The following is an 11,014-nucleotide window of genomic DNA, read 5'->3' on the forward strand; positions in this document are numbered from 1 at the left end:
GAGAGCCTGATCCTTTTACCCGGAGTGATATATGATAAATAAGCGACAACTTGTTATCTTGCTATGCGGCATACTGAGCCATGCGTGCGCCCTGGCAGACACACACAGTGCGACTGAGCAGATGCACATGACGACTTTTCCATACCCGCACGGCGCACGTAATGCCGTTAGTCTGACCTTTGATGACGCCAGAGAGAGCCAACTCGATGTGGGCGTCCCTATTCTTGACCAATACGGTATTAAAGCGACTTTCTACGTGATGCCAGAACCGGTGGGGGCACGCCTTAAGGACTGGCGCAAGGTGGTGAAAATGGGCCATGAGCTGGGCAATCACACGTTGTCTCATTTGTGCACCGGTAACTTCGACTGGCTGAGAGCACAGGATAAGGGGCTGGAGCAGGTTAATCTTGCCTGGCTGGAACAGGATATTCTAACCACCAACCAGTATCTGAAAACCCAGCTGGTGTTGAGCCTAAGAGCTTTGCCTACCCATGTGGTAATACCTTTGTTGGCCGGGGCGCACAGGTAAAAAGCTATGTCCCGCTGATTGCCCGGCATTTTGAGACTGGCCGCACCTGGCTGGATGAAACTGCAAACAACCCCGTTTATACCGATTTCGCTCAACTCACCGGGATAAGAATGGATGGACTGACCTTTGAGGAGCTAAAAGCAACCCTCGAAGCGCTGCGGGAAAACAACAAATGGATTATCCTGGCTGGACACGAGGTGGGCGAAAACAGCCGTTACAGTGTCGATGCAAGGGTGCTGTCACAATTAATTCAATATTTAAATACACCTGAAAACGGTTATTGGGTAGACACTGTCGAAAAGGTCGCCAGTTACATAAAAATGCATCGCAAACAACCTGGTTAGTCTATTTTTTGTTCGCAGATAAGAGGTTATGTAGATAGCCTTTGTAATCGTTTTGCATAATTAGTTTGGCAGTGTGACTTGTGAAGATTTGGTTTGTCCCCATATCCCTGTTTTACAGCAAGTTCGGCACAGCAGCCTGCTCAAATTAATTAAAAATTGAACTATCTTTAGCGCTGCTTTGCTGTTACAATTGCCCGCCCTTGAAGCACGACACGTTCGTAATTTGAGTGGAAATTAATCTAAATGCTTGGGTTTTAAACAAAATCTAGGCGTGTTGTATATTACACCGGAGCTCATCAAGATGATCCAAATGCAAACTCAGCTGGACGTTGCTGATAACAGCGGCGCTCGCAAAGTGCAGTGTATTAAAGTCTTAGGTGGTTCGCACCGTCGCTACGCAGCGGTTGGCGACATCATTAAAGTTTCTGTTAAAGAAGCGATTCCTCGCGGTAAAGTGAAGAAAGGTGATGTTAAAAACGCAGTAGTTGTGCGCACCAAAAAAGGCGTTCGTCGTCCAGACGGTTCTTTGATCCGTTTCGACAGTAATGCTGCTGTTATCCTTAACGATAGCCTACAGCCGATCGGAACTCGTATCTTCGGCCCTGTGACTCGTGAACTACGTAACGAAAAGTTCATGAAGATCGTTTCACTAGCACCAGAAGTACTATAAGGAGTCGATCATGGCAGCAAAAATCCGTCGTGATGACGAAGTAATCGTACTAGCCGGTAAAGACAAAGGTAAGCGCGGTAAAGTGCTTTCACTTGTAACTGAAACTGGTCGAGTATTTGTCGAAGGCATCAATATCATCAAAAAGCACCAGAAGCCTGTACCACAACTACAGCAAGCTGGCGGCATTGTTGAGAAAGAAGCGTCTATCGACGTATCTAATGTCGCGATCTTTAATGCCGAAACTGGCAAAGCAGATCGTGTAGGTTTTAGATTTGAAGACGGTAAAAAAGTCCGTTTCTTCAAGTCTACTGGTAAAACTATCTAATAGTTGGAGTAGACGATGGCGAAACTGCATGAAGTGTACAAAGACAAAGTAGTAAAAGAACTTTTCGAAAAGTTCGGTTACAGCTCTGTCATGCAAGTCCCTCAGATCGAAAAGATCACACTAAACATGGGTGTGGGCGAAGCCCTAGCTGACAAGAAAATTCTAGAGAATGCAGTAGCAGACCTAGAAGCTATCTCTGGTCAGAAGCCTCTGGTAACTAAAGCACGCAAATCTGTTGCTGGCTTTAAGATCCGTGAAGGTTACCCAATTGGCTGTAAAGTAACCCTACGCGGCGAGCGTATGTGGGATTTCCTAGAGCGTCTAGTCTCTATCGCGATGCCACGTATTCGTGACTTCCGCGGTGTTAGCGCAAAGTCTTTCGACGGTCGCGGTAACTATTCTATGGGCGTACGTGAGCAAATCATCTTCCCAGAAATCGATTATGATAAAGTCGACCGTGTTCGCGGTATGGACATCACAATCACTACTTCTGCGAAAACAGATGACGAAGGCCGTGCGTTGTTAGAAGCGTTCAACTTCCCATTCAAAAAGTAAGGGTAGGGTTATGGCAAAGAATTCAATGAAAGCACGTGACGTAAAACGTGCTAAATTAGTTGCTCAGTATGCTGAAAAGCGTGCTGCGTTAAAAGCTATCATCAGCGATGTTAACGCATCTGATGATGAGCGTTGGGATGCAGTGTTAAAGCTACAGTCTTTACCACGCGATTCTAGCCCTTCACGTCAACGTAATCGTTGTAACATCACGGGCCGCCCACATGGTTACCTTCGCAAGTTCGGCATGAGCCGTATCAAAGTTCGCGAAGCTGCTATGCGCGGTGAAATTCCTGGCCTTAAAAAGGCTAGTTGGTAATAGAATCACGGGAGTAAGACATGAGCTTGCAAGATCCAATTGCGGATTTGTTTACACGCATCCGTAACGGTCAGACTGCGAAGAAGGTATCTGTAACTATGCCAACTTCAAAGCTGAAAGTAGCTATTGCTAAGGTACTAAAAGACGAAGGTTACATCGGTGACTTCGCAGTATCTGGTGACGTTAAAGCAGAATTGACTATCGAACTTAAGTACTTCGAAGGCAAAGCTGTTATCGAAAACATCCAGCGTGTTAGCCGCCCTGGTCTACGTATCTATAAGAGACGTGACGAATTACCAAAGGTAATGGGTGGTCTAGGTATCGCTATCGTATCAACTTCTAAAGGCCTGATGACAGACCGCGCTGCGCGTAACGCTGGTGTTGGTGGTGAAATCATTGGCTTTGTAGCTTAATCGGAGGGGAACTATGTCTCGTATAGCGAAGGCTCCTATTACTGTTCCTGCCGGTGTTGAAGTTACAGTTAACGGCCAGGACATCAAAGTTAAAGGCAAAAACGGTGAATTAACGCGCACTATCAATGCTGCGGTTGAAGTTTCACTTAACGACAACGTTATCACTACAACTCCACGTGAAGTTGCTAACGCTTGGGCTCAAGCGGGTACTGCACGTGCGTTGATCAATAACATGATCATTGGTGCTAACGAAGGTTTTGAGAAGAAACTACAACTAGTAGGTGTTGGTTACCGTGCAGCAGTTAAGGGTAAAGTATTAGACTTGACTCTTGGCTTCTCTCACCCAGTGAACTTCGAGATCCCAGCGGGTATCACTATCGAAGCTCCAAGCCAAACTGAAATTGTTGTTAAGGGCGCAGACAAGCAGCTTGTTGGTCAAACTGCTGCGAACATTCGTTCATACCGTGAGCCAGAGCCTTATAAAGGTAAAGGTGTACGTTATGCTGACGAATACGTGCGTCGTAAAGAGGCTAAGAAGAAGTAAGGTAAGACGATGGATAAGAAAACAGCTCGTCTACGTCGTGCTAAGCGCACTCGTAGAAATATTATCGAACAGGGCACAACTCGCCTTGTTATCCACCGCACGCCACGTCACATTTACGCTCAAGTGATCAACGCTGAGGGTAGTGTACTGGCTGCTGCTTCTACTGTTGAAAAAGCAATTGCTGAAACAGTTAAAGGCACAGGCAACATCGAAGCGGCTCAAGCAGTTGGTAAAGCAATCGCTGAGCGCGTAGCTGACAAAGGCGTTGAAAAAATCGCTTTTGATCGCAGTGGCTTTAAATATCACGGCCGTGTGAAGGCGCTTGCTGATGCAGCGCGTGAAGCCGGTCTGCAATTCTAGGAGTAGACAATGGCTAACGTAGAAGCAAAAGCACAACAGCCTGAATTGGCTGAAAAGCTAATCGCGGTAAACCGTGTGTCTAAAGTAGTTAAAGGTGGTCGTATCTTTAGCTTCACAGCACTGACTGTAGTTGGTGACGGCGCAGGTAAAGTAGGTTTCGGTTACGGTAAAGCACGTGAAGTTCCAGCTGCTATTCAAAAAGCAATGGAAAAAGCACGTCGTAACATGATCTCAGTAGACCTTAACGGTCATACTTTGCAGCACCCTATCAAGGGTCGCCATGCTGGTTCTAAAGTATACATGCAGCCTGCATCAGAAGGTACGGGTATCATCGCCGGTGGTGCGATGCGTGCAGTACTAGAAGTTGCTGGTGTTCAGAACGTACTTTCAAAAGCATACGGTTCTACTAACCCGATCAACATCGTTCGTGCAACAGTTTCAGCTCTAGAGAACATGAATTCTCCAGAGGGTATTGCTGCTAAACGTGGTCTTAGCGTTGACGAAATTTTGGGGTAAGACACCATGGCAAACACAGTAAAAGTAACTCAAGTACGTAGCTCAATCGGTCGTTTACCGAAGCATAAAGCTACATTACGTGGCCTTGGTTTACGTCGTATCAACCACACTGTTGAGCTAGAAGATACGCCAGCAGTTCGCGGTATGATCAACCAAGTTTCTTACATGGTTAAGGTAGAGGGTTAATTCGATGCATTTGAATACACTTTCACCTGCTGCTGGTGCAAAGACAGCTGGTAAGCGTGTTGGCCGTGGTATCGGTTCTGGTCTTGGTAAGACTGGTGGTCGTGGTCACAAAGGTCAAAAATCACGCTCAGGCGGTAAAGTACGCGTTGGTTTCGAAGGCGGTCAAATGCCTATGCAACGTCGTCTGCCTAAGTTCGGTTTCACTTCTCGCAAATCTCTAGTATCTGCTGAAGTAAACCTGTACGAAATCGCTAAAGTTGAAGGCGATACGGTAGATGTAAGCGCGTTACAAGCAGCTGGTATTGTTAAAAAGAACATCCAGTTCGTAAAAGTTGTTAAATCTGGCGAAGTTTCACGCGCAGTTACCGTTAAAGGCATTAAAGTGTCTAAAGGTGCTCGCGAAGCTATCGAAGCTGCCGGAGGCAAGGTAGAAGACTAAGGAAGTACACTATGGCTAAACCAGGTCAAGATATGCAAAGCGCACAGAGTGGGCTAGCGGAACTGAAGCGCCGACTACTGTTCGTATTGGGTGCTATCATTATTTACCGTTTAGGTTCGTTCGTGCCGATCCCTGGGATTGATGCCGCCGTACTTGCCGAATTCTTCGAGCAACAAAAGGGCACCATTGTTGAAATGTTCAACATGTTCAGCGGTGGTGCGCTTGAGCGTGCCTCGGTACTCGCGCTGGGTATTATGCCCTATATCTCAGCTTCAATTATTATGCAGCTATTAACGCACATACATCCTGCGATGATAGAGCTTAAGAAAGAAGGTGAGCAAGGTCGTAAGAAGATCAGTCAGTACACGCGTTATGGTACGCTTGTGCTTGCTACATTCCAGTCTATCGGTATTGCAACTAACCTTCCTAATATGATGGATGGGTTGGTCGTCAATCCTGGTTTCGGTTTCTACTTCACCGCTGTGGTGAGTTTAGTGACCGGTACTATGTTCCTGATGTGGCTGGGCGAACAAATCACAGAGCGTGGTATTGGTAACGGTATCTCTGTTCTGATTTTTGTTGGTATTGTAGCTAACCTGCCGTCTGCAATCGGTTCGACAGCAGAAATGGCGCGTCAAGGTGATCTGAATGTATTAGCTTTGGTTGTAATTTCGGTAATCGTATTCGCAGTTACTTATTTGGTAGTGTTCTTTGAGCGTGGTCAGCGTCGTATCGTTGTTAACTACGCAAAACGTCAGCAAGGTCGTCAGGTCTTCGCAGCGCAGAGCACGCATTTACCATTGAAAGTTAACATGGCGGGTGTTATTCCACCAATCTTTGCTAGCAGCATCATTTTGTTCCCTGGTACAATTGCAAGCTGGTTCGGTCAAGGTGAAGGTCCAGTTGCTGACTTCTTGCAGGCTGTCTCTGCAGTGTTGACTCCCGGTCAACCTCTGTATGCGATGGTACTTGCAGCAGCGATTATCTTCTTCTGCTTTTTCTACACTGCGTTGGTATTTAACCCGCGTGAGACAGCAGACAACCTGAAGAAATCTGGCGCATTTATTCCAGGCATTCGCCCAGGTGAGCAGACATCTAAATACATTGATAAAGTAATGACACGCCTGACTTTGGCCGGTGCGTTGTATATTACCTTTATCTGTCTGGTGCCCGAGTTTATGACCATGGCGTGGCAAACGCCGTTCTACTTCGGCGGTACATCAATCTTGATTATCGTTGTGGTTATCATGGACTTTATGGCACAAGTACAGACCCATCTGATGTCTCATCAGTATGATTCTGTGCTGAAAAAAGCGAACCTTAAAGGCTACGGCCGCTAAGGTCTGTTTACGGAGTTGAGTAATGAAAGTACGTGCTTCCGTTAAGAAAATCTGCCGTAACTGTAAAGTTATCAAACGTGCCGGTGTGGTACGCGTGATCTGCAGTGAGCCTAAGCACAAGCAAAGGCAAGGCTAAGAAATCTAGTCGTGCAGGCTAAGTAGTTTACTTAGCCTGTTTCATTGGTAAAACCTGAATGTCGGTTGGGTATCCTATACGGGCTTTCCAGCAAGATGATAATCAGGTTTATTTATAGGAGATATGTTAGTGGCCCGTATCGCAGGCATTAACGTTCCTGATCATAAGCATGCTGTTATCGGTTTAACAAGCATCTATGGTGTAGGTAAAACTCGCGCTAAGGCTATCTTAGCTGCGACTGGTATCGCTGAAACTACTAAAATCGGCGATTTAAACGACGAAACTCTTGATATTCTTCGTGAAGAAGTTGGCAAGTACACCGTTGAAGGTGATCTTCGTCGTGAAGTTACACTAAACATCAAGCGTCTTATGGACCTTGGTTGTTTCCGTGGCTTACGTCACCGTCGTTCGCTTCCACTACGTGGTCAGCGTACTAAGACTAACGCGCGTACTCGTAAGGGTCCTCGCAAGCCTATCAAGAAATAAGGTGGGGTAAGTTATGGCAAAAGCACCAATTCGTCGTAAAAAGGTCAAAAAGCAGGTTGTTGACGGCATGGCTCACGTTCATGCATCTTTCAACAACACGATTGTGACCATCACTGACCGTCAAGGCAATGCTCTTTCTTGGGCGACTGCAGGTGGTTCAGGTTTCCGTGGTTCTCGTAAGTCTACTCCTTTCGCTGCACAGGTTGCTGCAGAGCGCGCAGGTACTGCTGCTCAAGAGTACGGTCTTAAGAACCTAGAAGTATTCATCAAAGGTCCAGGTCCAGGCCGTGAGTCTGCTGTTCGTGCATTGAATGCTGCTGGTTTCCGTATCACAAACATCACTGACGTGACGCCAATCCCACATAATGGTTGTCGTCCACCGAAGAAACGTCGCGTATAATTAATAGGTTAGGAGAAAGAACATGGCAAGATATTTGGGCCCTAAGCTCAAGCTGAGTCGTCGTGAAGGTACTGACCTGTTCCTTAAAAGCGGCGTAAGAGCAATTGACTCTAAGTGTAAACTAGAAACAGCACCTGGTCAGCACGGCGCACGTAAAGGTCGTCTATCTGACTACGGTCTACAGCTACGTGAAAAGCAAAAAGTTCGTCGTATCTACGGTGTACTTGAAAAGCAATTCCGTAACTACTACAAAGAAGCTGCTCGCCTTAAAGGCAACACAGGTGAAAACCTGCTTCAGCTTCTAGAGCAACGTCTGGACAATGTTGTATATCGCATGGGTTTTGCAAGCACACGTGCTGAAGCACGTCAGCTAGTAAGCCACAAAGCGATTATGGTTAATGGTCGTGTTGTTAATATCCCTTCTTTCGTAGTTACTCCAGAAGACGTGGTAGTAATTCGCGAGAAGTCTAAAAAGCAAGCGCGTATCATCGCTGCTCTAGAGTTGGCTGAGCAACGCGAAAAGCCAACTTGGATTGAAGTTGACGGTTCAAAAATGGAAGGTACTTTCAAGCGCCTACCAGAGCGTTCTGATCTGTCTGCGGACATTAACGAACAACTAATCGTCGAACTTTACTCGAAGTAAAGTTAAGAGTTAAGAGAGGATAAAATGCAGGGTTCTGTAACCGAATTCCTAAAACCAAGATTAGTCGATATCGACGCTGTAAGCTCAACGCGTTCTAAAGTAGTTTTAGAGCCTCTGGAGCGTGGTTTCGGCCACACACTAGGCAATGCTCTACGTCGTATACTTCTTTCATCTATGCCTGGTTGTGCTGTGACAGAAGTTGAAATTGACGGTGTATTGCACGAGTACAGCGCGAAAGAAGGCGTACAAGAAGACATCATTGAAATCCTGTTGAACCTAAAAGGTCTGGCAGTATCTCTAGAAGGTAAAGATGAAGTTTTCCTTACCCTGACTAAGTCTGGTGTAGGCCCTGTGACTGCGGCTGATATCCAGCACGACGGAGACGTGACTATTGCCAACCCTGAGCATGTGATCTGTCACCTTACGGCTGACAATAGTGAGATCAGTATGCGCATTCGCGTTGAGCGTGGTCGCGGTTATGTACCGGCGTCTAGTCGTTTATCCTCTGATGACGATGAGCGCCCAATCGGTCGTTTGCTGCTTGATGCATCATTCAGCCCGGTTGAGCGTATTGCGTACTCGGTTGAGTCAGCTCGTGTTGAGCAACGCACAGACTTAGACAAACTAATCATCGATATGGAAACGAACGGCACTTTGGATCCTGAAGAAGCGATCCGTCGTGCGTCTACTATTCTTGCTGAGCAATTGGAAGCATTCGTAGATCTACGTGATGTTTCTGAGCCGGAAGAAAAAGAAGAGAAGCCAGAGTTCGATCCTATTCTGCTTCGTCCAGTCGATGACTTAGAGCTAACTGTACGTTCTGCGAACTGTCTGAAAGCCGAGCAAATTCAATATATCGGTGACTTAGTACAGCGTACTGAAGTTGAGCTTCTGAAAACACCAAACCTTGGTAAGAAGTCTCTGACTGAAATTAAAGACGTGCTAGCTTCACGTGGTCTTTCTCTGGGCATGCGCCTGGAAAACTGGCCACCTGCAAGTCTGGCTGAGTAATCTAAGTTACTATATTAGTTTAGTTAGAAGGATAGGGTCATGCGCCATCGTAAGAGTGGTCGTCAATTAAACCGTAACAGCAGCCATCGCAAAGCGATGTTCAGCAACATGGCTGGTTCTTTGGTGAAGCACGAAATCATCAAAACAACTTTGCCTAAAGCGAAAGAGTTGCGCCGTGTAATTGAGCCTTTAATCACACTGGCTAAGACTGACAGCGTAGCAAACCGTCGTTTAGCGTTTGCTCGCACGCGTGATAAAGAAGTAGTTGGTAAGTTGTTCTCTGAGATCGGTCCTCGTTTCGCGGATCGTCCAGGTGGTTACACTCGTATTCTGAAGTGTGGCTTCCGTGCAGGTGACAACGCGCCAATGGCTTACATTGAACTACTAGATCGCCCAGTTGCGACTGAAGAAGTTCAAGAAGACGCGCAGTCTGCAGAGTAAGTCTTACTAGTTAAGACACAGAAAAGCCGGGCATTGCCCGGCTTTTCTACGTCTGGTGAAAAGTATTTCACCAGACTTATCCACTGACTTAGAAGTTCCAGTGAAATAAAATACCAACGTGATTCGCATCAATCTTGTTGGCACGTGAAAGTTCGTTTGCAACAGAATAGCGGCCGATCTTTGAGACTTCATATTCGACTACGCTGTATCTTAATTCAAGGCTGGCACTCCAGTTTTCGAATGTGTACATACCTGACACGATGAACTTACCCGCATTGTCAAATTCAATATCATTGCCGAAGTCATTTTCTAGCTCAACTGATGAATCTATGCCTACACCGAGCCCCAGTTTGATTTGTTCATTTGCTTTATAGTAAGGGATAGCTTCCCATGCAAAACGACTAAATGTGAGATCGCCATTTTCTGCGTCTGCAGAATCAAGATGAATAGATGCATTCAGACGAATATCGAACGTCTGGCTAAGTGCATAGTTGAATCCGCCACCAAGAATTAATCCAGATCCTGCTTTTACGCTGTTGTCACTATCATCTTCGTACACCAATGTCCCTAGTGTGTCACCACCGAAGGTATAACCAGCGGTTGCTGAGAAGGATAGTGGGTTTGTGATGTCTTCTGATGCATACGTGGTTGTAGAGAGTGCAGCCAATACAGCCAAACTGAACTTTTTCATGATTTTCCTATTTTAATCAAATAACTCGGCGGGAATTCTCTATAAAAAGAGTGAGCTTGTACAGAAAATCAGGAAATACACATAAGTAAAGGTGTATAAATGAGCATCTTGCCTTATTTTTGTCCTAACGCGCTGTTTTTCTCACTTTTCTTCAAAAAAGGGGTTGCGCTGGGTTTCGATTTCCCTATAATGCGCATCCACCGACACGGGGCACAACGCTGAAAAGCAACGAGCCAACGAGTTGGGAGTCAGATAAAACTTGATTCTGAAATTTCTCAAAATTAAGTGTTGACATAAAATGGGAAGTGATTAGAATGCACAACCCTCAGCGCTAACAGCGCGGCGACATTAAGTCGCACCGTTCTTTAAAAATATGAAGCAATCATCTGTGTGGGCACTCGTACAGATTGAGTTCTAACAGCGGATTTCAGTTTACTGAATGACGCACAAAAATTTAGAGTCTCAACTGAACTGAGTGACTATAACAGTCAATTCGATTCGAAAGAATCAAAATCAGAATTCAATGAGCACGAAACTTCGGTTTCAAAAAACTTTTAATTGAAGAGTTTGATCATGGCTCAGATTGAACGCTGGCGGCAGGCCTAACACATGCAAGTCGAGCGGTAACATTTCTAGCTTGCTAGAAGATGACGAGCGGCGGACGGGTGA

Annotated in this window: 20 protein-coding genes and 1 rRNA gene; 20 read left to right on the forward strand and 1 reads right to left on the reverse strand. The window is 45.9% G+C overall.

Translation table 11 applies throughout. The features are described from left to right. Nucleotides 1–31: 31 nt before the first annotated feature. The 19 genes from IY568_RS24915 (at nt 32) to rplQ (ending at nt 9,654) form a co-directional block, all read left to right on the forward strand. Entirely contained in the window at nt 32–529 is a 498-nt protein-coding gene (locus IY568_RS24915) for a polysaccharide deacetylase family protein (RefSeq protein WP_228553480.1), read from the forward strand. A gap of 110 nt (nt 530–639) precedes the next feature. Continuing rightward, nucleotides 640–873, forward strand: coding sequence for a hypothetical protein (locus IY568_RS24920; protein WP_228553481.1), 234 nt, complete (start codon nt 640–642; stop codon nt 871–873). A gap of 301 nt (nt 874–1,174) precedes the next feature. Then, nucleotides 1,175–1,543 (forward strand): 50S ribosomal protein L14, encoded by a 369-nt coding sequence (gene rplN / locus IY568_RS20365; RefSeq protein ID WP_010386947.1) that lies wholly within the window; start codon nt 1,175–1,177, stop codon nt 1,541–1,543. Between the two features lie 10 nt (nt 1,544–1,553). Then, nucleotides 1,554–1,868: a 50S ribosomal protein L24 gene (gene rplX / locus IY568_RS20370; RefSeq protein ID WP_010386946.1), complete on the forward strand. Its 315-nt coding sequence runs from the start codon at nt 1,554–1,556 to the stop codon at nt 1,866–1,868. A 15-nt stretch (nt 1,869–1,883) separates the two neighbouring features. Continuing rightward, complete coding sequence (gene rplE, locus IY568_RS20375) at nt 1,884–2,423, forward strand: 50S ribosomal protein L5 (protein ID WP_010386945.1); 540 nt, start codon at nt 1,884–1,886, stop codon at nt 2,421–2,423. Nucleotides 2,424–2,433: 10 nt separating this feature from the next. Next, nucleotides 2,434–2,739: a 30S ribosomal protein S14 gene (rpsN, locus tag IY568_RS20380; protein ID WP_010386944.1), complete on the forward strand. Its 306-nt coding sequence runs from the start codon at nt 2,434–2,436 to the stop codon at nt 2,737–2,739. A 20-nt stretch (nt 2,740–2,759) separates the two neighbouring features. After that, nucleotides 2,760–3,152 (forward strand): 30S ribosomal protein S8, encoded by a 393-nt coding sequence (gene rpsH / locus IY568_RS20385; protein WP_010386943.1) that lies wholly within the window; start codon nt 2,760–2,762, stop codon nt 3,150–3,152. 13 nt (nt 3,153–3,165) lie between these two features. After that, complete coding sequence (gene rplF, locus IY568_RS20390; RefSeq protein ID WP_010386942.1) at nt 3,166–3,696, forward strand: 50S ribosomal protein L6; 531 nt, start codon at nt 3,166–3,168, stop codon at nt 3,694–3,696. A gap of 9 nt (nt 3,697–3,705) precedes the next feature. Continuing rightward, the gene (gene rplR, locus IY568_RS20395) at nt 3,706–4,056 is read left to right on the forward strand and encodes a 50S ribosomal protein L18 (RefSeq protein WP_049865984.1); all 351 of its coding nucleotides are present in this window, start codon (nt 3,706–3,708) and stop codon (nt 4,054–4,056) included. Between the two features lie 9 nt (nt 4,057–4,065). Next, the gene (rpsE, locus tag IY568_RS20400) at nt 4,066–4,572 is read left to right on the forward strand and encodes a 30S ribosomal protein S5 (RefSeq protein ID WP_010386940.1); all 507 of its coding nucleotides are present in this window, start codon (nt 4,066–4,068) and stop codon (nt 4,570–4,572) included. Nucleotides 4,573–4,578: 6 nt separating this feature from the next. After that, nucleotides 4,579–4,758, forward strand: a complete 180-nt coding sequence (rpmD, locus tag IY568_RS20405; RefSeq protein WP_010378276.1) for a 50S ribosomal protein L30 — start codon at nt 4,579–4,581, stop codon at nt 4,756–4,758. A 4-nt stretch (nt 4,759–4,762) separates the two neighbouring features. Further along, nucleotides 4,763–5,197 carry a 50S ribosomal protein L15 gene (rplO, locus tag IY568_RS20410; RefSeq protein ID WP_010386938.1) on the forward strand — a complete coding sequence of 145 codons (435 nt, stop codon included), beginning with the start codon at nt 4,763–4,765 and terminating at the stop codon, nt 5,195–5,197. An 11-nt stretch (nt 5,198–5,208) separates the two neighbouring features. Continuing rightward, nucleotides 5,209–6,537 carry a preprotein translocase subunit SecY gene (secY, locus tag IY568_RS20415; RefSeq protein WP_010386937.1) on the forward strand — a complete coding sequence of 443 codons (1,329 nt, stop codon included), beginning with the start codon at nt 5,209–5,211 and terminating at the stop codon, nt 6,535–6,537. Between the two features lie 22 nt (nt 6,538–6,559). Beyond that, nucleotides 6,560–6,673: a 50S ribosomal protein L36 gene (gene rpmJ, locus IY568_RS20420; protein ID WP_002959476.1), complete on the forward strand. Its 114-nt coding sequence runs from the start codon at nt 6,560–6,562 to the stop codon at nt 6,671–6,673. A 129-nt stretch (nt 6,674–6,802) separates the two neighbouring features. Continuing rightward, entirely contained in the window at nt 6,803–7,159 is a 357-nt protein-coding gene (gene rpsM, locus IY568_RS20425) for a 30S ribosomal protein S13 (protein WP_010386936.1), read from the forward strand. A gap of 13 nt (nt 7,160–7,172) precedes the next feature. Continuing rightward, a complete protein-coding gene (gene rpsK / locus IY568_RS20430; RefSeq protein WP_010386935.1) occupies nt 7,173–7,559 on the forward strand; it encodes a 30S ribosomal protein S11 in 387 nt (128 codons plus the stop codon). A gap of 22 nt (nt 7,560–7,581) precedes the next feature. Next, nucleotides 7,582–8,202 (forward strand): 30S ribosomal protein S4, encoded by a 621-nt coding sequence (gene rpsD, locus IY568_RS20435; RefSeq protein WP_046006900.1) that lies wholly within the window; start codon nt 7,582–7,584, stop codon nt 8,200–8,202. Nucleotides 8,203–8,226: 24 nt separating this feature from the next. Next, the gene (locus IY568_RS20440) at nt 8,227–9,213 is read left to right on the forward strand and encodes a DNA-directed RNA polymerase subunit alpha (protein ID WP_010386933.1); all 987 of its coding nucleotides are present in this window, start codon (nt 8,227–8,229) and stop codon (nt 9,211–9,213) included. Between the two features lie 39 nt (nt 9,214–9,252). Continuing rightward, nucleotides 9,253–9,654, forward strand: a complete 402-nt coding sequence (rplQ, locus tag IY568_RS20445; RefSeq protein WP_010386932.1) for a 50S ribosomal protein L17 — start codon at nt 9,253–9,255, stop codon at nt 9,652–9,654. A gap of 88 nt (nt 9,655–9,742) precedes the next feature. On the opposite strand, the gene IY568_RS20450 is transcribed toward rplQ, so the two are convergent. Further along, a complete protein-coding gene (locus IY568_RS20450) occupies nt 9,743–10,345 on the reverse strand; it encodes a hypothetical protein (RefSeq protein WP_194868525.1) in 603 nt (200 codons plus the stop codon). Between the two features lie 555 nt (nt 10,346–10,900). Here IY568_RS20450 and IY568_RS20455 point away from each other — a divergent pair. Next, nucleotides 10,901–11,014, forward strand: a 16S ribosomal RNA gene (locus tag IY568_RS20455); the annotation flags it as partial.

Source organism: Pseudoalteromonas sp. PPB1, assembly GCF_015356275.1.
GTDB lineage: Bacteria > Pseudomonadota > Gammaproteobacteria > Enterobacterales > Alteromonadaceae > Pseudoalteromonas > Pseudoalteromonas rubra_D.

Bases quoted from the DNA above. Each gene is read 5' to 3' on its own strand.
- secY (WP_010386937.1), top strand. From the start codon at position 5,209: ATGGCTAAACCAGGTCAAGATATGCAAAGCGCACAGAGTGGGCTAGCG.
- rplQ (WP_010386932.1), top strand. From the start codon at position 9,253: ATGCGCCATCGTAAGAGTGGTCGTCAATTAAACCGTAACAGCAGCCAT.
- rplX (WP_010386946.1), top strand. From the start codon at position 1,554: ATGGCAGCAAAAATCCGTCGTGATGACGAAGTAATCGTACTAGCCGGT.
- rplN (WP_010386947.1), top strand. From the start codon at position 1,175: ATGATCCAAATGCAAACTCAGCTGGACGTTGCTGATAACAGCGGCGCT.
- rpsN (WP_010386944.1), top strand. From the start codon at position 2,434: ATGGCAAAGAATTCAATGAAAGCACGTGACGTAAAACGTGCTAAATTA.
- rpsK (WP_010386935.1), top strand. From the start codon at position 7,173: ATGGCAAAAGCACCAATTCGTCGTAAAAAGGTCAAAAAGCAGGTTGTT.
- rplO (WP_010386938.1), top strand. From the start codon at position 4,763: ATGCATTTGAATACACTTTCACCTGCTGCTGGTGCAAAGACAGCTGGT.
- rpmJ (WP_002959476.1), top strand. From the start codon at position 6,560: ATGAAAGTACGTGCTTCCGTTAAGAAAATCTGCCGTAACTGTAAAGTT.
- rpsD (WP_046006900.1), top strand. From the start codon at position 7,582: ATGGCAAGATATTTGGGCCCTAAGCTCAAGCTGAGTCGTCGTGAAGGT.
- rpmD (WP_010378276.1), top strand. From the start codon at position 4,579: ATGGCAAACACAGTAAAAGTAACTCAAGTACGTAGCTCAATCGGTCGT.
- rplE (WP_010386945.1), top strand. From the start codon at position 1,884: ATGGCGAAACTGCATGAAGTGTACAAAGACAAAGTAGTAAAAGAACTT.
- IY568_RS24920 (WP_228553481.1), top strand. From the start codon at position 640: ATGGATGGACTGACCTTTGAGGAGCTAAAAGCAACCCTCGAAGCGCTG.
- IY568_RS20450 (WP_194868525.1), bottom strand. From the start codon at position 10,345: ATGAAAAAGTTCAGTTTGGCTGTATTGGCTGCACTCTCTACAACCACG.
- IY568_RS20440 (WP_010386933.1), top strand. From the start codon at position 8,227: ATGCAGGGTTCTGTAACCGAATTCCTAAAACCAAGATTAGTCGATATC.
- rpsH (WP_010386943.1), top strand. From the start codon at position 2,760: ATGAGCTTGCAAGATCCAATTGCGGATTTGTTTACACGCATCCGTAAC.
- IY568_RS24915 (WP_228553480.1), top strand. From the start codon at position 32: ATGATAAATAAGCGACAACTTGTTATCTTGCTATGCGGCATACTGAGC.
- rpsE (WP_010386940.1), top strand. From the start codon at position 4,066: ATGGCTAACGTAGAAGCAAAAGCACAACAGCCTGAATTGGCTGAAAAG.
- rplF (WP_010386942.1), top strand. From the start codon at position 3,166: ATGTCTCGTATAGCGAAGGCTCCTATTACTGTTCCTGCCGGTGTTGAA.
- rplR (WP_049865984.1), top strand. From the start codon at position 3,706: ATGGATAAGAAAACAGCTCGTCTACGTCGTGCTAAGCGCACTCGTAGA.